The following is a 24,002-nucleotide window of genomic DNA, read 5'->3' as shown; positions in this document are numbered from 1 at the left end:
TTATCGGTCCTCCAGAACGATTACGTGAACGTCACCGGGACCGTGGACGCCATGGACGAGATCGCCCATGTCGGCGGTGGCGCTCCGGCCGGTCGCGAAGACGACGCTGTCTCGCCCGTCGGCGAAGCCCTCCGCGAGGCGGTCGAAACCGGCGCTGATGTTCGGGACCACGTCGCTCTCGGCGACGACGGCGACGTGGCGCTCGGGATAGAGGCTAATCGGCTCCGCGCCGGTGGCCGTCGACTCGACGGCGACCGTGCCGTACTCCGCGATGGCGAAGCCGACCGGCGTGACTCCCGTTCGGGCCGCCTCGAGTTCGGCGCTCGTCGGCTCGGTCGTCACCGATTCGGGCAGCGAGACGCCCTCGAACGGTAGCGGCGCGCCGACGGCGGGCTCCTGTGCGATCGTCTCGATCCGCTCGCGTGCGTCGGCGGCCGACACGCGCTCGAGCCCCACCTCGAGCCCCTCGAGCGCGCGTTCGAACCGCCCGACAGTGTCGGCTGTCATCGTCACACATATTTGGGCGGACGGCCAAGACACTGACGGTCGATTCAGGGTAAAGGTCAGCCAACCGTCACGTCGACTAGTGACCACCGTCGACGGCCAAAGCAGTCTCGATAGTGAGTGTCTGGAGAGCACTCGAGAACGTATTCCCGACTTGTTTCTGCCATCCCTCTGTTGGGTTTATCGACAAGGTATAAGATAGCATTGTGTGAGCTACTTTCAGTCGTTCGGCGAACGTGCGGTGTGGTCCTATGAACGACACAGAACTCGGCACCCACGAGTGGTGGGAGTCGTACAAAGAGACGGTAAACAACGACCCAGAGATGAAAGTCAGAGGGCACGACAAGTTCTCGGAGAACTTTTACGTCGAAATCGGGGACGAGCGGGTCCTCCTCGAGGTCGACGGCGGGGAAATCACACAGCTCGTCCCGAACCCCACGATGAACCAGCAGTGGTCGTTCGGCGTCGAGGGTGACCGCGAGGCTTGGGAAGAGTTCGTCCAGGAGACGCCACCGGCGTTCAACCACGAGATCATCGCGTCACACTATCGGAGCGCGGTTCGCAACGAGGACGGCCACCTGCAGTTGACCGGGAACAACAAGAAGATCTTCCAGAATCTCCGGGCGTTCCAGCGAACGCTCGATCTGATGCGGGTCGCCCACAACGACGGAGGGAGCTAACATGGCGACAAACTATCAGCCAGGTGATGTCGAACCGATCAGTGGATCGTACGTGCACACGGAAGTCGAGGGCGTCGACCACCGGATCTACGTCGAGGAAAACGGTCCCGAAGACGGCATTCCGCTGCTTTGCCAACACACGGCCGGCAACAACTGTCAGGAATGGCGACACCTCCTGACCGACGAGGCGATCACCGACGAGTTCCGCGTCATCGCCCACGACCTGCCATACCACGGAAAGTCGGTGCCCCCAACCTCCCAGAAGTGGTGGACCGACGACTACACGATGACCGCCGAGCGGTTCACCGAGACACTCGTCAACCTCGCGGATGCCCTCGAACTCGAGGACCCGATCTACATGGGTTCGAGCATGGGCGGTAACATCGCTCTCGAGTTGGCCGATTGGTACCCCGAGCGGTTTCGGGCGTTGATCGGCCTCGAGTGCGGTGCGTACAGTCCCGGCTTTTACATCGACTGGCTCGACCATCCCGAAGTAAACACGACGGAGGTCAACGCGTATGCGTGCTGGGGACTGATGGCACCGCAGAGTCCCGAACCGACCCGTCGCGAGACGATGTACCTCTACGAACAGGGGGCAACGGGCGTGTTCAAAGGAGACCTCTACTACTACTCCGTCGATCACGACTACCGCGACAAACTCGATCAGGTCAACGCCGACGAGTGTCCCCTTTACATCGCCAACGGTGAATACGACTACCTGACCACTCCCGAAGACGGTCGCCAGGCCGCCGAGGGTATCGGTGAGGGGGCGACTGCAATCGAACTCGCCGAGATAGGCCACTTCCCGATGAGCGAACATCCCGAACTGTTCAACGCCTACATCCGGGAAATTCTCGCCGACATCACCGGCGACCGAGACGAGGACCTCCCGAGTGTCCTCAAGCCTGACGATGTCGGAATCGAACTCCATCAGCGTGGACCGGCGCGCGAAAAACAGGCGAAATAATCACTGACGGTACTCGACTCCGTCGCCGGAGTGGCGACCGGACTCGAGCCATCCGATTTTCAATTGTACGAGACGGGCGGTTCGTCCTCGAGACAGTTGATTCGGGTCAATACTACACGAGACAGAAGAGTTATAGTAGCAGTCGATAGTTGTCTGTCAACGACTCTCATGGAAGATACCACGTCCGGACCGAACCGATATGTCACACAAGAGACGGACGATGGCACCGTTCGGATCCTCGATCCGACAAACGACGCGGCCTGGATCGAATCGGATACGACGCTCTCGCTCGTATGGCAGACGTAACTACCCCTTCCACTGGCAATTCACGCGAATTTTTGTGACGCTCACACCGGCATATTGGCGGTGAGATGCTCGGGGAACGGCCGATGTGGTCCATTTCCGGCCCGCTCGAGAGGGCGACGCCGACGGCGTCCTCGGCAGGTGTGTCGTTGTCGATCAGTTCCGTCTCGACGCCGAGGTCGCGAAGCGCCCGACAGCGGCGACTGTCATCGTCCCTCACGTCTAAACGGACAGGCAAGAGAGTGATGGGCGGTTCGGCGGCGGTCGGACCCGAGACTGCGAGCACCTTCGCCGGATCACTCACCGACCGTCACGTCGTCGCTGACGATCCCGTCGAGGTAGCGGTCGAGTTGCTCGCGAGCGCCGACGAGCCACTGGTCGTCGTCGGTAGTGCTTCGAAAGAGCAGCGCGCCTTCGAGACAGAGATAGATGATCCCGGCGACAGCGTCGGGATCGACATCCCGGAACGTCCCCTCCTCGACGCCGGCCTCGATCAGGGCTGCGAGTCGCTTCCGCGCCGTCCCGTCGAACGCCTCGAAGCGATTGCGATAGGTGGGGTCGTGGACCGCTTGGGTCCGTAGCTCGAGAACGACCCGGTGGACCGATTCGGACGCGTATTCCTCGAGACGCTGGCCGTCGGCCGTCTCGCCCAGTACGACCAGATCGAGCAGCCGCTGGACGCTCTCGAGGGCCGTCCCCGCTGGTTCGAGCACGAGTTCGTCAGTGTATGCGACCAGCAACGACTGAGCGAACTCGAGTAAGAGTTCGTCCTTACTCTCGAAGTGGTGATAGATAGTCGACTTGCTGACCGACGCCTCGTCGGCCACGCGGCTGATCGACAGCGCCGCGTATCCGTACTCTTCGAGAGTCCGGTAGGTCGCCCCGAAGATCGCTTCTTTTCCGCCGGCCGATTCGTCGAACAACGGCCTGCCGTCATCCATACCGACCGACTGTTCGGTCGACCTGTACAAGAAGGTCGCGGCCTCGATACACAGATCAGTCCACTATCGAGCGTAATCTTTTTCATACCTACCGAACGTTCGGTTAGTTATGATACCGAACGTTCGGTCGGGAGCGTGGTGCGATGCGAACGACTGAACTCGCCGCTGGAATCACCGAGAATCGGCAAGTCGTTTTCGCGGTCGTGCTGGTTCTCACGGCCGGGTTCGTGGTCGGTGCGACCGCGATCGACGAAGAAACTACCATGAGCGAGTTTCAGACTGAGTCCGTCGAACGCGACAAACTCGAGTACATCGACGCGAACTTCGCCGCTCACGGCGACGACACGACGACTGCACAGGTCGTCGTCGAAACAGAGGGAGAAGACGGGACTGTCCTCGACCGCGAGTCCCTGCTCTCCGTCCTCGAGTTCCAGCGAGCGCTCCACGAGGACGACCACGTCGCGGCCACGCTGGTCGACGAGGACCCGGTCGTCAGCGTCCCGAGCGCGATCGCGACCGCGGCGATCCGGGACGAGCGCACCGCAGCCCTCGAGTCACGGGCGACCGCGTTGAACGCGACCGAAGCCGACCTCGAACGCGCCCTCCAGCGCCTCGAGAACGATCCCGACGCATCCGTCGAGGAAGCGCTCGAGGCCGTCCGTGCGAACTCGTCAGTCGAACTGACAGAGGACCACGCCGCCACGTTCGAGACGGCGGCCCAACGACTGCGGCAGGCCGAGACGGAGGCCGAACGAACGGAGGCCGTTCGACTGGGTACTCGTGGCGTGCTCGTCGCCGAGTACGACGCGCTCGCGGCCGACCGAGCCGCGTTGACCGACGGTCTCGAGCCGTCGCTTGCCGCCCAGATCGAGCAGGTGAAATCGATGGACGACGACGAACTCGAGGCGACGATCGAGCGAGTGCTCGACGACGAAACGGGTCGCGACGAACTGTTCGCGCTCATGCCGACGGCGTACGAGCCCGGGGCACAGACGGCATCGGGAACCATCGTCGTCGTGATCCAAGACACCGAGGGCGAATACGTCGCCGCGGACAGCGCTCCCGACTCGATCATCGAGGGACAGCGAGCGATCGGTCAGGTGGCCGAGTCGGAACTCGCGGATTCCTCGTCGGTCTTCGGTTACGGAATCACGGCCGACGAGATCAGTTCGGCCGCTCCCGACAGTCTCGGTCTCCTCGGCCCCTTAGCGTTCGCGTTCGTGCTCGCCGTCCTCTCGATCGCATACCGCGATCCAGTCGATGTCGCGCTGGGAGTCGCCGGCGTCGGCCTCGTGCTCGTGTGGACGTTCGGTGCGATGGGGTGGCTCGGCTTCGATTTCAGCCTCGTGTTCGTCGCTGTCCCCGTACTCCTGATCGCGCTGTCGATCGATTACTCGATCCACCTCCTCATGCGGTACCGCGAGGAACGGGCCGACCGGAGTCGTGACACCGAGACCGGAATGAGCGCCGCACTCGCGGGCGTCGGCGTCGCGCTCGTCACCGTGACGCTGACGACGGCGATCGGCTTCCTCTCGAACCTCGTGAGCCCGATCGGACCGATCCGGCGGTTCGGCCTCATCTGTGCCGTGGGGATCGTCGCCGCACTGGCGATCTTCGGACTGTTCGTCCCGGTCGCCAAAGTCTGGATCGACGACGTTCTCGAGGCCCGCGGAATCGACAGACGTCGCGCCGCCCTCGGGACCGGCGGTCGACTCGAGCCAGTCCTCGCTGTCGGGGAGCGGATCGCCCGCCGGGCACCGCTGGCGCTCCTCGCCGTCGCCCTCGTCGTCAGCGCGGGCGGAGCCTACGGCGCGACACAGGTCGAGACGACGTTCGAAACCGCCGCGTTCCTTCCGGAGGAACCCGACTGGGCCGACGAACTCCCCAACTCGATTGCCCCTAGCGAGTACACCGCGGCCGGGACGGTCGACACGCTCGAGGAGTCGTTCGTCCGGCAGGATACGCGCGCACAGATACTCGTTGAAGGCGAGATAACCGACCCGGACACGTTACGACGTGTCGACGAGGCACAGCGAGCGGCGGTCGACGACGGCATCGTCGCCGAGTTGCCAAACGGGGCCGCCGCCGTTCGGAGCCCAATCACCGCCATGGAGTCGGTCGCGGTGACGAACGACTCGTTCAATGCGACGTTCCACGGAGCGGATACCGACGGAGACGGCGTCCCCGACTCGGATCTCGAAGCCGTCTACGACGGGTTCTACGCCACAGATCCCGCGACCGCCGAGACGGTCGTCCACCGGACGGACGACGGCGAGTACGAGGCCCTTCGAGTGGTCCTCACGGCCGCTCCTGATGCCTCCAACGAGGAAATCACGGGAGAGATGCGAGACGCCGCGACCCGTGCCGACGGCGACGGCCTCACTGCCACGGCGACGGGACAGTCGACGATCCTGAGTCACCAGACGGAAGCGGCAATCGTAGACACGATCGTCACGAGTCTGCTCGTCACACTGGTCGTCGTTGGCTTGCTCTTGGTGCTCGTCTACCGCCGGACGGCGGGGTCGGCGACGCTCGGGATCGTGACGGTGGTTCCGGTTGTCCTGACGCTGTGGTGGGTGCTCGGAACCATGTGGCTGCTCGAGATCCCGTTCAACTATATCACAGGCATGATCGCCAGCCTCACGATCGGGCTCGGAATCGACTACAGCGTCCACGTCAGCGAGCGATACCACCACGAACTCGAGCGGCTTGGAGCCGACGGGAACGCGCTACGACGGACGGTTACCGGGACCGGCGGCGCGTTGCTCGGAAGCGCGGCGACAACGGCCGGCGGGTTCGGAATCCTCGCCGTCGCTTTCCTCCCGTCGCTACAGTATTTCGGTATCATCGCGGCGATTTCGATCGTCTACGCGTTCATCGCGAGCATGGTTGTCTTGCCGAGCCTCCTCGTCTACTGGAATCGGTTCGCTGGACCAACAGGGAGTGATTCCGCAACCGGCCATCCTTCACGGCCCGTCCGGTCAGCCCGCAAGGAGGACTGAGCGATCGGCGAGCGATCGCTCGAGTTGGCTCGTGACGACTATTGCATCGCTTTAACCCAGCCCGGCGTCGCCGCCATGCCGTCCTTGTTCTCCCAGCCGTGCTCGCGGAGGTACGTCTCGAGGTCGGTGAACTCGAAGCCGAACTGCTCCTCGAGCGCGTCGATGTCGGCGTCGTAGCCGACCTCGTTGAACCACTCGCACATGACGGTGAACTCCTCGCCGAAGCTCTCGTAGGCGTCCTCGATCGGGACGTGGACCGGCTCGACATCTCGGCCGGTGACCGCAGAGAGCACGTCGGCGGTCTCGGCAAGGGTTAGTTCGTCGCCCGCGAGTTCGATCCGCTCGCCGACGAACTCGTCGGGGTTTGCGAGCGCGACCGCTGCAGCCTGACCGACGTCGTCCACGTCGATCATCTGGAGGGAGACGCCTTCCTCGAGCGGGAGCGCGAGCTGCCCATCCTCGACGATGTCCTCGGCGAAGGCCTCGAGGTTCTGGAAGAAGAACACGGGCTGGAGAACGGTCAGCGGGAGGTCGAGTTCCTGAGCGTACTGATCGATCTCCCAGGCGGAGTCGAAGTGGGGGACGCCGGTGTCTCGCTCGTGGCTGCCGACGCCGCTGAAGACGAACTGGTCGACCCCTTCCTCGGCGGCGACCTCGGCGAGGGTCTCCCCCTGCTGGACCTGTGTGTCGTACCCTTCCGTCCAGAAGTTCGTGACCGCGAAGACGGCGTCGACCTCGGCGACGTGCGGGGCCAGCGACTCTTTGTCGTTCAGATTACCTTCGACCATCGTCACGCCCCGCTCTGTCAGTTCCTGGGCGCGGTCGCTCGAGGCGTCGCGAGTCAGTCCGTAGACATCGAAGTCGGTGTCGGACGCCAGCAGATGGTCGACCACCGCACCGCCCTGATTGCCGGTCGCGCCGGTGACGAGAACGCTCTCGACCATGTCAGTTCACCTCCTCCGTTCCCCTTTCGTCGGTTTCTATCGATACGACCGCGAACGAACCGCCGCCTGCGACTGGTTGCATCACGTTACGTAGTTCGGTTTCGAACCGATATATACTCTTTTAGACACGAACGATACCACCTAACGTCGATGTCACCGGGTCGCCGACAAAGCATCTCGTGACCGGATTTCTATACGCGGACGGCTTGCGAACGGCTCTACCGCTCGTCTCGACGGTCTGTCAGCGGAAACCGACCACGGGACTCGATTACGCCGACTCGCAGATCGTCAGGAAGTTCTCGAAGATCTCGTCGCCTTCTTCGGTGTGGGCGACTTCCGGGTGCCACTGGACGCCGTAGAGGTCGCGATCGGTGTCGCTCATCGCCTCCACGTCGCAGACATCGCTTTTTGCGGTCAGTTCGAACCCGTCGGGCAGTTCCGTGACCTCGTCGGCGTGGCTCGCCCAGACCCGTGTCTCAGGGTGCAGCGAGCCGGTCAGCGGGTCCTCGGCGTCGACGATGTCGACGGTCACGTCGGCGTAGCCGCCGTACTCGCCGCTGCCGACGCGGCCGCCGAGTTCCTCGGCGATCAGTTGCATTCCCAGACAGATGCCCAGCACCGGGACGCCGGCCTCGAGGTAGTCGGCGGAACGGCCGATGCGGTCCATGTCCGGACCGCCCGAGAGGACGACGCCGTCGGCGTCGACCTCCTCGGGTGGCGTGTCGTTGTCGATCAGTTCCGTCTCGACACCGAGGTCGCGAAGTGCCCGGCGCTCGAGGTGGGTGAACTGTCCGTGGTTGTCCACCACGACGATCTTCGTCATTGGGTGTTCGTAGCGGGCCACCCGGTAAAAGCGGTCCGAAAAACGCTCTCGGTGTGAACGGCAACGGCGGTCGGAATCGGCGCCCGATCTCGATGTGACTGATAAACGGCGACCGACTCGAGGAGCGCCCTTTTCGGTGCACACCCTATTACCGTCGGAAACCAATCGATCGGCCGAACGTGGACGCGGGCGATACGCGGTGGGGCTGGATCTGCCCCCTGTGCGAGACGGCCGCCTCGGTGACCAAAGACCGCGATCCCGACACGTTCCGGTGGGAGTGTGACGCCGACGAGTGTGGGGCGGTCGGCTTCGGATTCACCTCGCAACGCAGAGTTCGAATTGCCCTGTGTGAGTACCGCGAGCGGTACGAGAACGTCTATCGGTAGTCCATGGCTCGAGGCGATCCGGTCGGGTCGCGGCCGAGCGACCGAATCGGGGTTCCGGTACGTTTATGCGCTCGTCGCCGGATGAGACGCACATGGCAGTTGATCTCGGCGAATACGAGCATCCAGCGTGGCTCGCCGCTGCGGGAACGGGCATCGGCTACGGACTAATCCTCGTCGTGCTGACGGTAGCGCTGTTTATCGTCCCGTGGCTCGTCTTCGCGGCCCTGTAACGGGGCCTCGAAACCGCGTCGGCAAACGGTGAGATACGTCTCGAGGTCGCTCGCTCTCGTTGATAGACGCTATCCTTTTTACCACAGCGAACGAGCCCGTCGGGCTCGAGCACAGCACTGACTGGCGAATTCGAAGCGGTACTGACGAAGAGAGAGAGGGAAAACGAACCGCGAACGGCGTCGACCTCGAGCGTTCTCAGGCGAAGGTCTTCGAGACCTCTTCGGTCTCGTCGGATTCGGCCTGGACCTTGTCCCAGGCGCTGCGGAAGTCCTCCATCCGGATCTCGGTGCGGTCGTCACGGATGGCGAACATCCCGGCTTCGGTGCAGACCGCTTTGATGTCGGCGCCGGACGCCTCCTCGGCCTCGGTGGCCAGTTCGGCGAAGTCGACATCGTCGGCGACGTTCATGCCACGGGTGTGGATCTCGAAGATGATCTCGCGGCCCTCCTGATTGGGCTTGGGAACCTCGATGAGGCGGTCGAAGCGGCCGGGACGGAGGATGGCGCGGTCAAGCATGTCGAAGCGATTCGTGGCGGCGATGATGCGGATCTCGCCGCGCTCCTCGAAGCCGTCCATCTCGGAGAGCAGTTGCATCATCGTCCGCTGGACCTCGGCGTCGCCGGAGGTCTTCGACTCCGTTCGCTTGGCGGCGATGGCGTCGATCTCGTCGATGAAGATGACGGCGGGCTCGTGCTCGCGGGCGACCTTGAACAGGTCGCGGACGAGCTTCGCCCCCTCGCCGATGAATTTGTGGACCAGTTCCGAGCCGGCCATCTTGATGAAGGTGGCGTCGGTCTGGTTGGCCACGGCCTTGGCGAGCATCGTCTTGCCCGTCCCCGGCGGCCCATAGAGCAGGACGCCGCTCGGCGGGTCGATACCCACGTCGTCGAACATCTCGGGCTTCTCGAGGGGCATCTCGACGGTCTCGCGGACCTCCTGCATCTGCTCTTCGAGGCCACCGATGTCCTCGTAGCTCACCTCGGGGCTCTCGGTAACTTCCATCACGCGAGCGCGCACGTCGGTCTCGTTCGAGAGGGGCTTGACGATAGACAGCGAGTTGTTGACCGCGACCCGCGCGTCGGGCTCGAGATCGTCGCGCATCTCGTCTGTGACCTCGGTCAGGGCCTCCTGGTTGTTCCCGTGCTGTTTGATGATGACGCCCTCGTCCGTGATCTCCTGGACTGTGGCGACGAACAGCGGGGACTGCTTGAGTTTCTTGTTCTCGTGCGTGAGTCGCTCGAGTTTCTGCTGGTACTTGTTGTTCTCGGCGTTGGCGTCGAGGAGCTTGTCCCGCATCTCCTCGTTTTGCGCCTCGAGTATCTCCAGCCGTTCCTCGAGCGACTGGATTTTCTCCTGTTGGGACGCCTCGTCCTCGTCGTATGGGAGGTCGACGTCGTCCACAGTGTCGCTCATCACCCGACCTTTGGGTGTTGGTTCTTAAGAGGCTTCGGGTAGGTGCACTCAATCGCACGGAATTACTGCAGTGCATTAATTAGAATGGAAAATATTATCACCTCGTATTCGGAATGGGAGGGTAGGATGAGCGCTTCAGAGCCGCTTCGACAGGAGACCAGCGAGCGGGGAACGTGGGACGACGTGCGCGAGTTGCCGCCCAGTGCGAAACTCGTCGCGAAGGTCCTCGAGTACAACGACACGATGACCCAACAACAGATCGCCGACGAGACGCTGCTGCCCTCCCGAACGGTCCGGTACGCACTGAACCGCCTCGACGAGCAGAACGTCATCGACTCTCGCTTCTCGTTCTCCGACGCGCGAAAGCGCCTCTACAGCCTCGAGATCGAGTCCTGAGCGATCGATATCGCTCGGAGCCCTCGACGCTTCTCCTCTCGTCGCTTTGCCGATTCGGTTTCGCGGTAGAACAGTTAAGACACCGTAGTGTCTCTGCTCCGGAAACGATCGATCCATGACCACGATTGGCACGATTTCCGCTCGAGCGGGGAGAGACGATGCGTAACGCCGCCGCGGACCCGCACTGTCCGGAGTGTGGCGAACCCGTCGGGCAGACGGCGGCGTACTGTATGCACTGTTGGACCGACCTCCCCGACGGGCCCGGGGATACCGGGTCGGCAACCCTCGACACGGCCCCCGACGAAGCGTGGGGCGACTCGAACGCGGGGCCGGTGACCGCGAACGCGAGCAACGCCGTTTCGGGTACCCCGTCCGCCGCAACGGGCAGCGTTGATGCGACGTCGAGTGGCACCGCCACGGGTTCCGTCGATACTCGCCCATCCGTCGACGCGGAAGCGGACGAACTGCTGGACCCGAGCGGGCTCGTCGACAACACGCTCACCGCCGTCGTCGGGATCGTCGGCGGACTCATCGTCGGGATCGTCGGCATCTTCGTGCTCTCCATTATCGCCGGGGGGAGCTGGGCGGGGACGTTCGGTCTCATCGCGTGGCTCGGATCGACCGGCTACCTCGTCCGCCGCCGAACCGTCCAGGAAGCGGTCGCGAAGAGCGCCTACGCCGTCGCCCTCGTCCTCCTCTCGGTGCCGATCATCGCGTTCAGTCCCGCCGTTACGATGCAAGGCGGGCTCGAGGAACGCGGCGGCTTCTTCGTCGTGCTGTGCATCTTCGTCGCGGTTCCGGCGGCGGTCGCCGCCGCGATCGGCTGGGTGGCCTCGCGGTTCGTACCCTCCACGCCCGACGATGCGGCGACGTGACCGCTCTCGACGAACGTCTCGGTTCGAGTGACGTTCCGGCTTTAGTTTCACTCCGGTGACGGAACCCCTTTAGGGGCGACTCGCCAACGGGGGGACAATGACGCGGGTTATCCATACGGGCGATACCCACATCGGGTACCAGCAGTACAACTCGCCCGAGCGACGACGGGACTTCCTCGAGGCGTTCCGGAACGTCGTCGACGACGCGGTCGAAGACGACGTGGACGCCGTGGTCCACGCCGGCGACCTCTTTCACGACCGCCGACCGAGTCTGGTCGATCTGCAGGGAACCGTCGACGTACTTCGAACCCTCTCGGACGCCGACATCCCCTTTCTCGCCGTCGTCGGCAATCACGAATCCAAACGCGACGCCCAGTGGCTCGACCTCTTCGCGGACCTCGGCCTCGCAACCCGGCTCGGCGCCGAACCGGTCGTCGTCGGCGACGCCGCTTTCTACGGGCTGGACTTCGTCCCCCGATCGCGTCGCGAGGACCTCGAGTACGAGTTCGAGTCCGTCCCCGACGACGCAGATCACGCCACGCTCGTGAGCCACGGCCTCTTCGAACCCTTTGCCCACGCCGACTGGGATACCGAGACCGTCCTCGAGGAATCGACGGTCGATTTCGACGCCGTCCTGCTGGGGGACAACCACGCGCCCGATACCGCCGAAGTCCGCGAGACGTGGGTCACCTACTGCGGCTCGACCGAGCGCGCGAGCGCCAGCGAGCGCGAGGAGCGGGGCTACAACCTCGTCGAGTACGACGAGTCGGTCGCGATCAGCCGACGGGGACTCACCGACACCCGCGAGTTCGTCTTCGTCGACGTCGAACTCGAGGACGGCGAGGGAGTCGACCGGGTACAGGAACGCGTCCGCCAGCACGACCTCGAGGACGCGGTCGTCATCGTCACCGTCGAAGGCGACGGTCGGCCGGTCACGCCGGCCGCGATCGAGGAACTCGCGATCGATCGCGGCGCGCTGGTCGCCCGCGTGAACGACCGCAGGGAACTCCCCGACGAGGACGAGGAGGTGTCGGTGAGCTTCGCCGATCCGGACGACGCCGTCCGGAAGCGAGTGCGTGAACTCGGGCTCAGCGACGCCGCCCTCGGCATCGACGAGACCGTCCGGAACGACGACGTGGCCGATTCGAACGTCCGCGAGTCCGTCGAACGCCGGGTCCGGGAACTGCTCGAGGACGACGAGTCGGCGTTCGAACCCGCCCCGGAGCGCGAACCGGGCGACGCGGACGTGACGACGGTCGCCGATCAGCTCGCGGAGCCGAGCGAGTCCGCGGGTAGTGACGGTGAGGGCGAGACGGCCGCCGAGGCCGAACCAGAGGACGACGGGACCGACACCGGAGACGCAGACGGCGGGGCCGACACCGCATCGCTGGGTGATTTCGCGTGAGGGTCGACCGCGTTCGCCTGCTGAACTTCAAGTGCTACGGCGACGCCGACCTCTCGCTCGAGCGCGGCGTCACCGTCGTCCACGGCGTCAACGGCAGCGGGAAGTCGACGCTGCTCGAGGCGGTCTTCTTCGCGCTCTATGGCTCGAAAGCGCTGGACGATCGCACCCTAGACGACGTGATCACGACCGGCGAGGAGGAAGCCGAGGTCGAACTCTGGTTCACCCACGACAATCGTGAGTACCGCGCCGAGCGCCGACTGAAGCTGCGCGGCGACCGCGCGACCACGACGAAGTGCGTCCTCGAGACGCCCGACGGGGCGATCGAGGGGGCTCGCGACGTGCGCCGCGAGGTAACCGAACTCCTGCGGATGGATGCCGAGGCGTTCGTCAACTGCGCGTACGTCCGCCAGGGCGAGGTCAACAAGCTCATCCACGCCTCGCCGAGCGACCGACAGGACATGATCGACGACCTCCTCCAGCTCGGGGCCCTCGAGGAGTACCGCGAGCGCGGCAGTGAGGCCCGGCTGGGCGTCAAGACCGTCCTCGACGGGCAACGCGAGGTTCTCGAGAACGTTCGCAAACAGGTCGAGCAGAAAGCGGACAAAGACCTCCACGAGCGGCTCAACGGCCTCGAGTCGCGCCGGGCCGAGGTCGGCGAGGAGATCGACCGTTACGAGACCCAACGGGATCAGGCCGAGGAGACGCTCGAGACCGCCGAAGACGTCCTCGAGCGCCACGAAGAGACCCGCGAGGAAATCGCAGAACTCGAGGGGGAGATCGACGACCTCCGCTCGAAGATCTCCGAGACCGAACGCGAGCGCGAGGACGCGTCCGAGGAGATCCGCGATCTGCGAGAACGGCGCGAGGAACTCGCCGACGAACGCGCCGAGTTGCTCGCCGAGACTAATCTCGAGGGGACCAGCCCGGACGAAGAGACGGTCGCGGATCGCATCGCGGACCTCGAGGCCCGCGACGAGGAACTCCGCGACGACCTCGAGGACGTTCGGGTGACGATCACCGAGGGGAACAACGAGGCAGAGCGGCTCCGTGAGGAGGCCGACGACCTCGAAGTTCAAGCCGAGGCGGCTCGCGACGATGCGGACGATCTCGACGAGCGGATCGAGGCCGACGAGGAGGCCATCGCGGAGCGCGAGGCGAAACTGGAAGACTTCGACGAGCAGATCGAAAACGCGCGTGCGGCGTTCGACGACGCGCTGGTCGCCTTCGGCGAGGCGGACTCCCATCTCGAGGAACTCGAGGCCGAACGCGAGGATATCGTCGCGGACCTCAACGACGTGACGGCCGACATCCGGGCCGCGGAGAACGCCATCGAGGAGGGCGAACGGTTACTAGAGGAGGGGAAGTGCCCCGAGTGTGGCCAGCCGGTCGCGGACTCGCCCCACGTCGACGTACTGGACGACCGCCGCGAGGAACTGGCCGACCTCGAGGCGCGCCGCGAGGAACTCGAAGCCGAACGCGACGGACTCGACGAGCGGATCGAACGCGCCGAAGGGCTGCGAGAGGCAGAGCGGCGGGTCGACCGGCTCGAGGAGAACCGCGACAACCTGAAGCAGCTACTCGCGGAGAAACGCGAGGCCATCGACGACCGGCGCGACCAGCGCGGGCAGCTTCGGGCCGACGCCGAGGAGTACGAGTCAGAGGCGTCGGAGAAGCGATCCGCGGCCGCGGAACGCGAAGACGAGGTGGCCGACGCGCGAGCCGAACTGGGCGAGATCAACACCGAACGCGGGGAGATCAAGGAATCTCTGGAGGGGCTTCGTCGCGTCTCGGAGATCACCGACGAGCGCGACAGCCTCGAGAGCGAGATCGAGACCCTCCGCGAGCGCCGCCGAGACTGGGAGACGATGAACGACGAGCGCCGCGAGACGCTTTCGGCAAAGCGCGAGCGCAAGCGAGAGCTCGAGTCCAAGTTCGACGAAGAGCGAGTCGAGACCGCCCGTGCGGACAAGGAAAACGCCGAAAGCTACATCGGACAGGTCGACGCGAAGCTCGAGGAACTCGAGGAACGGCGCAACGAGATTCAAAACGCCATCGGAGCCGTCGAGAACGAACTCGACGAACTCGAGCGGCTCCGCGAGCGCCTCGAAACGGTCGAACAGCGCTGCGAGCGCCTCGAGTCGCTGTACGACGAGGCCGAGACGTTACAGACGACCTACGGCGAACTGCGGGCGGAACTGCGCCAGCGAAACGTCGAGACCCTCGAGCGGCTCCTGAACGAGACGTTCGATCTGGTCTATCAGAACGACTCCTACGCGGCGATCGATCTCGACGGGGACTACCGGCTGACGGTCTATCAGAAAGACGGCGAGGCTCTAGAGCCCGAACAGCTCTCGGGCGGCGAGCGGGCGCTGTTCAACCTCAGCCTGCGGTGTGCGATCTACCGGCTGCTCGCCGAAGGCGTCGAGGGGACCGCGCCGATGCCGCCGCTCATCCTCGACGAGCCGACCGTCTTCCTCGATTCGGGCCACGTCACGCAACTCGTCTCGCTGGTCGAGTCGATGCGGGATCTCGGCGTCGAACAGATCGTCGTCGTCAGCCACGACGAGGAACTCGTCGGCGCGGCGGACTCGCTCGTCCGCGTCGAGAAAGACGCCACCTCGAACCGCTCGCGCCTCGAGCGGGGCCAGCCGCCGGAGACGGCACTGCTCACGTCCGATTGAGCCCCGCGGCGGCGATCGACGCTACGTCGAGTCAGCGGGCTGCTCGAGGTTCGATCGAAGCACCGCGAGCGCGGTTTCACAGTCCTCGGAGAGTCGGTAGCCGCGCTCGCCAGCGATCTCGGTTTCCTCGAGCAAGCCGGCCGCCGAGAGGACGGTGAGCCGGCCGTGGAGGTCGCTCTCGCAGAAATCGTAGGCGTCGAGCAGCGTGCGAACGTCGAGCGGTCCCCGCTCTCCGAGTTCGATCAAGAGGCCGAGCGTCTCCTCGTCGTGGACGTTGGTCAGCAGCGTCAGTATCGGGCCGTCGACGCTTCGGGCAGCCGTCTCGAGGGGCGACTCGCCGTCGACGCTCTCGAGGCGGTCGTTCTGGATGTAACACTCGTTGCCGGTTTCGGGGTCGCGAACGAGACTCGCCTCGGTGGAGTGTTTGAGAAGGAGATAGCGCTTGCCGGTGTCGTCCTGGACGGATTTCATGATGAGCCTGAATCGTCGGTCGATCGCGTATGAGCTGTGTCGGAAGCGTCGGTATTCAGCGTTTCGCCCGTTCGTCCGTGGTGGCCGCGTCGGCCGTCTCTGCCGTCAGTTTGCGTCGTCCGTTTCGTCGGCGTCGGTGGTCCCCGTCGATTCGGCCGCAACGCGCTCGTACTCTCGGTAGCGGCGTGCGGCGAATCCGCCGAGAACGAGCCCGATCGCGAGCAGCAAGCCGCCTCTGTTCGTATTCCCCTCGAAGATGATATAGAGCGCCCCCAGCGAGGCGGCGAGGATCGCGCCGTTGATGACGAGCACGACGACCCAGAACGCCTCGAGGAGGTCCTCCGGTGCGTCGAGTTCGTCGGTGGTGACGGTCGGGATCCTGACCGAGTCCGCGTACGGTTCGTCGTCCGTCTCCGGCTTGGAATCCGGCGGCTCGATGCTGGGAATCGTGAGCGAATCGTGGTCCGGATCCCGAAACTGCGCTTCCGGGTCCGGCTCGTGATCCGCGGACTCGTCGTCGGACGGGTCGAATACCACGTCCGACCCAAGGTGAAACGACAGGAAAAACGTTCGCGTTTGGATTGCCGCTCAGGCGAGTTCCTCGAGGGTGAGGGGCCGGGTGGCCTCGACCCACGCGAGCGGATTCTGGGCGTCGTAGAAGACGACGCCGTCCTCGGTCTCGTAGGATTCGATGGTTGCGGTACCCTCGGGCACGCTGGTCGGTTCGGGCTGGTCCGTCGCGTCGTCGTTCACGTGGGTGGACACATCGATCACCTGTTTCTGTGGTATGTGTTACCACGTTAAATGTCTTCTTGCTCCCGCAACGCTTAGGACCGGAGCCCGCACATAAATAACACAGTATTAGAGGCAATGTATTAATATTATATGGTAAAGTATTATGTCTCGAAGTACGATAATGACACTACACAGGCGACGTTACGTCCGAGCGCTCCTCGGCGCGATGGCGATCGGCACCACCAGTGGAGTCGGCAGCGCATTCACGGGGTCCGGCCCCGAGGTGACGACCGAGAACGGACCGGTCGTCGGCGAAGAAGTCGGCGATACGAACGTGTTCAAAGGGATTCCGTACGCGAAACAGCCGGTCGGCGATCGCCGCTGGCGGCCACCGGAGAGGCCCGGCGAGTGGGAGGGGACGCTTGACGCGACCGAGTACGGCCCGGCCTGCGTCCAGAGCGGCGGCCTCTCGGGGGTTACCGGTGGCGAGACGGAGATTCGCGGGAGCGAGGCGTGTCTGAACCTGAACGTCTGGACACCGACCGACGCGACGCCGGACGAGCCGCGGCCGGTTATGGTCTGGATCCACGGCGGCGGCTATACGAGCGGGAGCAACCGGTACGAATCGCGACGGCTCTCCGAGTTCGGCGACGTGGTCGTCGTCACCATCAACTACCGCCTGGGACCGTTCGGCTTTTTCACCCACCCGGATCTCCTCGCGGAGAACCCACGAAACGTCAATCAGGGGTACCAAGACATGCAGGCGGCGCTGCGCTGGGTCCAGCGTAACGTCCGGGCGTTCGGCGGCGATCCAGACAACGTGACCATCTTCGGCGAGTCGGCCGGCGGAAACGCCGTCCTGACGCTGATGAGCGATCCGGCGACGGAAGGGTTGTTCGACCGCGTCATCTGTCAGAGCGGTCCCGTCGTCGGCGACCTCTACGACCGCGAGGAAGCAACACAGAACGGGGTCGAACTCGCGACGGAGCTGGGCTGTTCCGGGAGCGATCCGAGCGAGTGTCTGCGCTCGAAATCGCCTGCGGAGATCCTGAACGCGAACGCGTCCGGCTCCGGTCAGAGCACGTTGGACGGCCCGCTCGGCGTCACCGTCGACGGCGAGGTCATCGAGAAACACCCCGCGAAGCGGTTCGCCGACGGCGAGTTCAACGACGTGCCCCTGATCACGGGCGGCAACGCCGACGAAACGCAACTATTCCTCCTGCAGACCGACGTTCCGTCGGCCGATGCTTACGAGTCGATCCTCCGCGAGCGCTACGGCGAGATCGCCGATCAGGTCCTCGAGACCTACCCCGCATCTGCCTACGAGACGCCGAAGAAAGCGCTCATCGACGCGACGACCGACGCGACCTTCCTCTGTGCCGACCGACTGGTCGCGAAGTGGATCGACGAGAACGGCGGTACCGTCTACCGCTACCTGTTCGACGATAGGCCGACGTACCCGCTCACGGCGCTGTCGCTGCTCGCCGACGACGTGGGCGCCTACCACGCGTCGGAACTCGCCTACGTCTTCGGCGGCGAGGTCACGCAGGGCGATACGACGCTGGCACGACTCGGTATCAAGGATAAACTCCTCTCACGGCGGATGCGGGATTACTGGACGACGTTCGCCGAGACCGGCGACCCGAACAGCCGACTGCGCCCCGACTGGCCGCAGTTCTCGGCCGACGGGCAGGAACAGGTTCGACTGACCGAAGACTGGATCATCGAGCAGGCCGGACCGAAGCCGGAGTGTGCCCTCTGGGAGCCGGTCTATCGACAGCAGATCGGGCTCTGATCGGCCGCGGTCGGCGCCTCGAACGCGGACGGGGATTGCAGGGGTTTTTATCCGCCGCCTGCCAACCCCAGCACCATGACTGAGGCGGGCCAGACCGGACTTGCGGACTTCGGCGGCGAGCCCGACGATGCCGACGACCGGCCGGACGAGGAGGCCGTCGCCATCGCCGGCAACGGCGGCTCCGACGCCGCGGAGGTGATCGACGTCCTCGAGGAGACACTCCCCGAGGCCCAGGGCGAACTCGAACTCGCCGTGATGCAGGTCGACTACACCATCGCCGGCTACGGCGACGAGGAGCGACCGATCATGCACGTCTTCGGGCGCACGCCCGACGGCACCCTCGAGCACGTGCAGGTCGTCGGCTTCCGGCCGTACTTCTACGCGCCGACGGAAACGCTCGAGCGGACGCCAGAAGAACAGTACGACCGGCTAACCGGCAGCCGTGAGGTCGGCGAGGACGGCGAGCCCTACGAGAGCATCCGGGGCGAGAAGTTGACCAAGATCTTCGGCCAGACGCCCCGCGATGTCGGGCAGGTCCGCGACGAGTTCGAACACTACGAGGCCGACATCCTGTTTCCGAACCGGTTCCTGATCGACAAGGACATCCGCAGCGGCTTCCGCGTGCCAGAGCGCCGCGCGGACGACGACTCGCTGGTCGTCCCCCACGACGAGGTCGAGGCGACGCCGGTCGACGCCGAACCGCGCATCAACACGTTCGACATCGAGGTCGACGACCGCCAGGGCTTCCCGGAGGACGGCGAGGAGCCGATCGTCTGTCTGACCAGCCACGATTCGTACGACGACGAGTACATCATGTGGCTCTACGAAGCCCCGATCGGCGACGGCGAGATCCCGACCGAGATCACAGACTACGATCCGATCGAGGGCGAGATCGACCACGAGGTGCGGACCTTCGAGGAGGAAGAGGCGATGCTCGAGGCGTTCATCGAGTACGTCGACGAGACCGACCCCGACATCCTCACGGGCTGGAACTTCGAAGACTTCGACGCGCCGTACTTCCTCGATCGACTCGAGGAACTCGGCGGGCCACACCACGAGTACGACCTCTCGATCGACCGGCTCTCGCGTGTCGACGAGGTCTGGCGGAGCAACTGGGGCGGCCCCGACATCAAGGGTCGGGTCGTCTTCGACCTCCTCTATGGCTACCAGCGGATGGTTTTCTCCGAACTCGACTCCTACCGGCTCGACGCCGTCGGCGAGGCCGAGCTCGGCGTCGGCAAGGAACGGTACGCCGGCGACATCGGCGACCTCTGGGAGGGCGATCCGACCCAACTGCTCGCGTACAACCTGCGGGACGTGGAACTCTGCGTCGAACTCGACCGCCAGCAGGAGATCATCCCGTTCTGGGGCGAGGTGCGCTCGTTCGTCGGCTGCAAGTTAGAGGACGCCCCCACGCCCGGCGACGCGGTCGACATGTACGTCCTCCACGAGGCCCACGGCCGCTTCGCGCTCCCCTCGAAGGGCCAACAGGAGGCCGGCGAGGAGTACGAGGGCGGCGCCGTCTTCGAGCCGATCACGGGCGTCAAGGAGAACGTCACCGTGCTCGACCTGAAGTCGCTGTACCCCATGTGTATGACGACGATCAACGCCTCGCCAGAGACAAAAGTAGACCCCGACGAGTACGACGGTGAGACCTACGTCGCGCCCACGGAACCGGAGCCGATCCACTTCCGGAAGGAGCCCGACGGCGTCATGCGCGAGATGATCACGGAACTGCTCGCCGAGCGCGAGGAAAAGAAGGAGTTGCGCAACGAGCACGAGCCCGGAAGCCTCGAGTACGAGCAGTACGACCGCCAGCAGGGTGCGGTAAAGGTTATCATGAATTCGCTATACGGAGTGTCGGGTTGGGAACAATTCCGCCTATATGACAAAGAGGCAGCATCCGCAATCACGGCTACCGGGCGCGAAGTAATCGAATTTACGGAAACAGCTGCAACCGAACTCAACTATCAAGTAACGTATGGAGATACGGACAGCGTCATGCTCGAGCTCGGCCCCGACGTCTCGACGGAGGACGCCATCGAGCAGTCCTTCGCCATCGAGGAGCACATCAACGGCCGATATAACGATTTCGCGCGCGAAGACCTGAACGCGGATTCACACCGCTTCCAGATCGAGTTCGAGAAGCTCTACCGACGGTTCTTCCAGGCGGGCAAGAAGAAACGCTACGCCGGCCACATCGTCTGGAAGGAGGGGAAAGACGTCGACGACATCGACATCGTCGGCTTCGAGTACCAGCGCTCCGATATCGCCTCGATCACCAAGGAGGTTCAACACCGAGTCATCGAGATGATCGTCCGCGAAGGCGACATCGAAGGGGCAAAGGAGTACGTCAACGGCGTCATCGAAGACGTCCGGACGGGCGACATCTCCCTCGAGGAGATCGCCATTCCAGGCGGGATCGGCAAGCGACTCGACAACTACGACACCGACACGGCCCAAGTCCGCGGCGCGAAGTACGCCAACCTCCTGCTGGGGACCAACTTCCAGCGCGGGAGCAAGCCCAAGCGCCTCTACCTCGATCGGGTCGATCCGACCTTCTTCGAACGACTCGAGGACGAAGAGGGGTTCGACGCCCGCACCGACCCGCTCTACGGCGCGTTCAAGCGCGACCCGGACGTGATCTGCTTCGAGTACGAGGATCAGATCCCCGACGAGTTCGAGGTCGACTACGACACGATGCTCGAGAAGACGCTAAAGGGTCCGATCGAGCGCATTCTCGAGGCGCTGGACGTCTCCTGGAACGAAGTGAAAAGCGGCCAGGAGCAGAAAGGGCTGGACAGCTTCATGTGATCTTCCGAAGCACCTCGCCGAAACTCCTCGTTCAGGGGTTGTATCGACTCGATTACGTCCGTTTCGAGACGACGACCGTCTCCGACGTGCGGCCGGAAATCGTCGCTCTCGGTCGCGGCCCGGCCGCGACCTGGATTTCTATTTCGGAAAATTATTTTTGTTAAGCGGAACCGTATCCAATTGGATACGAAACCGTTATCAGTCATACGACCCACCATTCAAGTGACAGAGTACTATGGCACGTCTCGAACTACGCAACCTGCACGCGGAAGTAGCGGAGGGCGACGAGAAAATTCTCGAGGGCGTCGATCTCGAGGTCAAATCCGGCGAGATCCACGCCCTGATGGGGCCGAACGGCTCCGGGAAGTCCACGACCGCGAAGGTCATCGCCGGCCACCCGGCCTACGAGGTCACCGACGGCGAGGTCCTGCTCCACCTCGAGGAGGGCGAGTTCGGCGACGAGATCGAGATCGACGAGGACCAGCGCACGTGGGACCTGCTCGATCTCGAGCCCAACGAGCGCGCCGCGCTCGGCATCTTCCTCGGCTTCCAGTATCCCGCCGAGATCGAGGGCGTCACGATGACGAACTTCCTCCGCACGGCGCTGAACGCCAAGATCGAGGAGCGCGAGGAGCTCTTCGAGGACGAGGAAAGCGAAGAAGCAGAGGCCGAGGACGACGGCTTCGAGACCTCGCCGATGGAAGGCCCCGCCGACGAGGGCGAGGTCGGCGTCGCCGAGTTCCAGAAGATCCTGCAAGAGAAGATGGAGCAACTGGACATGGACGAAAAGTTCGCCCAGCGCTACCTCAACGCCGGCTTCTCCGGCGGCGAGAAGAAACAGAACGAAGTGCTGCAGGCAGCCATCCTTGAGCCGTCGATCGCCGTGCTCGACGAGATCGACTCCGGGCTCGACATCGACCGGCTGCAGGACGTCTCCGCCGGTATCAACGCGCTTCGCGACGAGCAGGGCACCGGCATCCTGCAGATCACCCACTACCAGCGCATCCTCGATTACGTCGAGCCCGATCACGTCCACGTGATGCTCGACGGCCAGATCGCCAAGAGCGGCGGTCCGGAGCTCGCAGAAGAGCTCGAGGACAAGGGGTACGACTGGGTCCGCGAGGAAGTCTACGGCACCGCGTAACCGGATTCGACTAGAACAACCGTAATAACGCTACAGCCGTAACCACTAACCACATCAACCAATGAGTTCCGATCAAGACCATCTCAAAGAGACCGACACCGAGGCCCGGTTCGAGTTCAAGAAAGAGCAAAACGCCGCGGTCAAATCCGACAAGGGCCTGACCGAGGAGGTCATCCGCATGATCTCCGAGGACAAAGACGAGCCCGAGTGGATGTTAGAGCGCCGCCTGCGCGCGCTCAAGCAGTACCACAACATGCCGATGCCGTCGGACTGGCCCGGCATGCCCGACCTCTCCCAACTGGACGTCGAGGAGATCATCCCCTACATCCGTCCGGACGTCGACAAGCGCGAAGGCGTCGACGACTGGACGGAGCTGCCCGACGAAATCAAAGACACCTTCGACAAACTGGGCATTCCGGAGGCCGAGAAGAACGCGCTCTCCGGCGTCGGCGCCCAGTACGAGTCCGAGGTCGTCTACCAGAACATGCAAGAACAGTGGGAGGAGAAGGGGGTCATCTTCATGAACATGGACCGCGCGGTCCAGGAGCACCCCGAACTCGTCAAAGAGCACTTCATGACGACCTGCGTGCCGCCGAGCGACAACAAGTTCGCCGCGCTGCACGGAGCCGTCTGGTCCGGCGGGTCGTTCGTCTACGTCCCCGAGGGCGTCACCGTCGAGATGCCCGTGCAGGCCTACTTCCGGATGAACTCCGAGGGGATGGGCCAGTTCGAGCACACTCTCATCATCGCTGAGGAGGGCTCCGAAGTCCACTACATCGAGGGCTGTTCCGCGCCCAAGTACGGCACCCACAACCTGCACTCGGGTGGCGTCGAAGTCTTCGTCGGCGAAGACGCACACGTCCAGTACTCGACCGTGCAGAACTGGTCGAAAAACACCTTCAACCTGAACACCAAGCGCGCCATCTGCGAGGAGAACGGTACGATGGAGTGGGTCTCGGGCAGCATGGGCTCGAAGGCCACCATGCTCTACCCGTGTACGATCCTCAAAGGGCGCGGTGCGACCGACACCCACATCACCATCGCCTTCGCGGGCGAGGGTCAGGACATCGACACCGGCGCGAAGGTCTACCACAACGCGCCCGACACGAGTTCGACCATCGAGTCCAAATCGATCTCCAAAGACGGCGGCCGCACCAACTACCGCGGCCTCGTCCACATCGCCGACGGCGCCGAGAACTCCTCGACCGCCGTCGAGTGTGACGCGCTGATGTTCGACAACGAATCCACCTCGGACACCATGCCGTACATGGAGATCGAGGAGTCGAAGGTCGACGTCGCACACGAGGCGACCGTCGGCAAGATCGGCGACGAGGACATCTTCTACCTCCAGAGCCGCGGTCTGGACGACGACGACGCCAAGAAGATGATCGTCGCCGGCTTCATCGAGCCGATCACGGAGGAACTGCCGATCGAGTACGCCGTCGAACTCAACCGTCTCATCGAACTCGAGATGGAGGGAAGCCTCGGATAA

21 protein-coding genes are annotated in these 24,002 nt (G+C 64.1%); 13 read left to right on the top strand and 8 right to left on the bottom strand.

Annotated features, from left to right (window positions below; all coding sequences use genetic code 11):
- On the bottom strand, positions 1 to 507 hold the full coding sequence (locus tag NKH51_RS02605) for an LUD domain-containing protein (RefSeq protein ID WP_254763680.1): 507 nt from the start codon (positions 505 to 507) through the stop codon (positions 1 to 3).
- A gap of 248 nt (positions 508 to 755) precedes the next feature.
- Between NKH51_RS02605 and NKH51_RS02600 the strand changes: the two genes are divergently transcribed.
- Entirely contained in the window at positions 756 to 1,184 is a 429-nt protein-coding gene (locus tag NKH51_RS02600) for a hypothetical protein (protein WP_254763679.1), read from the top strand.
- Position 1,185: 1 nt separating this feature from the next.
- Complete coding sequence (locus tag NKH51_RS02595; protein ID WP_254763678.1) at positions 1,186 to 2,151, top strand: alpha/beta fold hydrolase; 966 nt, start codon at positions 1,186 to 1,188, stop codon at positions 2,149 to 2,151.
- Between the two features lie 599 nt (positions 2,152 to 2,750).
- Here the strand turns inward: NKH51_RS02595 and NKH51_RS02590 are convergent.
- Positions 2,751 to 3,395, bottom strand: coding sequence for a TetR/AcrR family transcriptional regulator (locus NKH51_RS02590; RefSeq protein WP_254763677.1), 645 nt, complete (start codon positions 3,393 to 3,395; stop codon positions 2,751 to 2,753).
- Between the two features lie 143 nt (positions 3,396 to 3,538).
- Here NKH51_RS02590 and NKH51_RS02585 point away from each other — a divergent pair, with 143 nt between their 5' ends.
- Positions 3,539 to 6,397, top strand: coding sequence for an MMPL family transporter (locus tag NKH51_RS02585; protein ID WP_254763676.1), 2,859 nt, complete (start codon positions 3,539 to 3,541; stop codon positions 6,395 to 6,397).
- A gap of 38 nt (positions 6,398 to 6,435) precedes the next feature.
- Here NKH51_RS02585 and NKH51_RS02580 read toward each other — a convergent pair whose 3' ends face one another.
- Both NKH51_RS02580 and NKH51_RS02575 read right to left on the bottom strand, forming a co-directional pair.
- Positions 6,436 to 7,341, bottom strand: coding sequence for an NmrA/HSCARG family protein (locus NKH51_RS02580; RefSeq protein ID WP_254763675.1), 906 nt, complete (start codon positions 7,339 to 7,341; stop codon positions 6,436 to 6,438).
- Between the two features lie 268 nt (positions 7,342 to 7,609).
- Positions 7,610 to 8,164: a GMP synthase subunit A gene (locus NKH51_RS02575; RefSeq protein ID WP_254763674.1), complete on the bottom strand. Its 555-nt coding sequence runs from the start codon at positions 8,162 to 8,164 to the stop codon at positions 7,610 to 7,612.
- Positions 8,165 to 8,343: 179 nt separating this feature from the next.
- Here NKH51_RS02575 and NKH51_RS02570 point away from each other — a divergent pair, with 179 nt between their 5' ends.
- Both NKH51_RS02570 and NKH51_RS02565 read left to right on the top strand, forming a co-directional pair.
- Entirely contained in the window at positions 8,344 to 8,550 is a 207-nt protein-coding gene (locus NKH51_RS02570) for a hypothetical protein (RefSeq protein WP_425606683.1), read from the top strand.
- A gap of 92 nt (positions 8,551 to 8,642) precedes the next feature.
- The gene (locus NKH51_RS02565; RefSeq protein ID WP_254763673.1) at positions 8,643 to 8,780 is read left to right on the top strand and encodes a hypothetical protein; all 138 of its coding nucleotides are present in this window, start codon (positions 8,643 to 8,645) and stop codon (positions 8,778 to 8,780) included.
- A 196-nt stretch (positions 8,781 to 8,976) separates the two neighbouring features.
- On the opposite strand, the gene pan1 is transcribed toward NKH51_RS02565, so the two are convergent.
- Entirely contained in the window at positions 8,977 to 10,194 is a 1,218-nt protein-coding gene (gene pan1, locus NKH51_RS02560) for a proteasome-activating nucleotidase Pan1 (RefSeq protein WP_254763672.1), read from the bottom strand.
- A 126-nt stretch (positions 10,195 to 10,320) separates the two neighbouring features.
- Between pan1 and NKH51_RS02555 the strand changes: the two genes are divergently transcribed.
- The 4 genes from NKH51_RS02555 to rad50 all read left to right on the top strand — a co-directional run bounded on the left by NKH51_RS02555 (position 10,321) and on the right by rad50 (position 15,551).
- Positions 10,321 to 10,590, top strand: a complete 270-nt coding sequence (locus NKH51_RS02555) for a MarR family transcriptional regulator (RefSeq protein ID WP_254763671.1) — start codon at positions 10,321 to 10,323, stop codon at positions 10,588 to 10,590.
- 158 nt (positions 10,591 to 10,748) lie between these two features.
- The gene (locus NKH51_RS02550) at positions 10,749 to 11,465 is read left to right on the top strand and encodes a hypothetical protein (protein WP_254763670.1); all 717 of its coding nucleotides are present in this window, start codon (positions 10,749 to 10,751) and stop codon (positions 11,463 to 11,465) included.
- Between the two features lie 97 nt (positions 11,466 to 11,562).
- Positions 11,563 to 12,870 (top strand): DNA double-strand break repair protein Mre11, encoded by a 1,308-nt coding sequence (gene mre11 / locus NKH51_RS02545; protein WP_254763669.1) that lies wholly within the window; start codon positions 11,563 to 11,565, stop codon positions 12,868 to 12,870.
- Complete coding sequence (rad50, locus tag NKH51_RS02540) at positions 12,867 to 15,551, top strand: DNA double-strand break repair ATPase Rad50 (protein ID WP_254763668.1); 2,685 nt, start codon at positions 12,867 to 12,869, stop codon at positions 15,549 to 15,551. The genes mre11 and rad50 overlap by 4 nt, the downstream gene beginning before the upstream one ends.
- Positions 15,552 to 15,572: 21 nt before the next feature.
- On the opposite strand, the gene NKH51_RS02535 is transcribed toward rad50, so the two are convergent.
- The 3 genes from NKH51_RS02535 to NKH51_RS02525 all read right to left on the bottom strand — a co-directional run bounded on the left by NKH51_RS02535 (position 15,573) and on the right by NKH51_RS02525 (position 16,796).
- A complete protein-coding gene (locus NKH51_RS02535; protein WP_254763667.1) occupies positions 15,573 to 16,022 on the bottom strand; it encodes a DUF7346 family protein in 450 nt (149 codons plus the stop codon).
- Between the two features lie 105 nt (positions 16,023 to 16,127).
- Complete coding sequence (locus tag NKH51_RS02530) at positions 16,128 to 16,559, bottom strand: DUF7322 domain-containing protein (RefSeq protein WP_254763666.1); 432 nt, start codon at positions 16,557 to 16,559, stop codon at positions 16,128 to 16,130.
- A 51-nt stretch (positions 16,560 to 16,610) separates the two neighbouring features.
- Positions 16,611 to 16,796, bottom strand: coding sequence for a DUF7331 family protein (locus NKH51_RS02525; RefSeq protein ID WP_254763665.1), 186 nt, complete (start codon positions 16,794 to 16,796; stop codon positions 16,611 to 16,613).
- A gap of 187 nt (positions 16,797 to 16,983) precedes the next feature.
- On the opposite strand from NKH51_RS02525, the gene NKH51_RS02520 reads away from it, so the two are divergent.
- From NKH51_RS02520 to sufB, 4 genes are all read left to right on the top strand, one after another.
- On the top strand, positions 16,984 to 18,552 hold the full coding sequence (locus tag NKH51_RS02520) for a carboxylesterase/lipase family protein (protein ID WP_254763664.1): 1,569 nt from the start codon (positions 16,984 to 16,986) through the stop codon (positions 18,550 to 18,552).
- 75 nt (positions 18,553 to 18,627) lie between these two features.
- Positions 18,628 to 21,366, top strand: coding sequence for a DNA-directed DNA polymerase (locus NKH51_RS02515; RefSeq protein ID WP_254763663.1), 2,739 nt, complete (start codon positions 18,628 to 18,630; stop codon positions 21,364 to 21,366).
- A 235-nt stretch (positions 21,367 to 21,601) separates the two neighbouring features.
- Positions 21,602 to 22,510, top strand: a complete 909-nt coding sequence (locus NKH51_RS02510) for an ABC transporter ATP-binding protein (protein WP_254763662.1) — start codon at positions 21,602 to 21,604, stop codon at positions 22,508 to 22,510.
- Positions 22,511 to 22,571: 61 nt separating this feature from the next.
- The gene (gene sufB / locus NKH51_RS02505; RefSeq protein ID WP_254763661.1) at positions 22,572 to 24,002 is read left to right on the top strand and encodes a Fe-S cluster assembly protein SufB; all 1,431 of its coding nucleotides are present in this window, start codon (positions 22,572 to 22,574) and stop codon (positions 24,000 to 24,002) included.

The organism is Natrinema marinum (genome assembly GCF_024296685.1).
Classification (GTDB): domain Archaea; phylum Halobacteriota; class Halobacteria; order Halobacteriales; family Natrialbaceae; genus Natrinema; species Natrinema marinum.
Note: the sequence above shows the minus strand (reverse complement) of the source record. Positions and strands in the feature narration are given on the sequence as shown.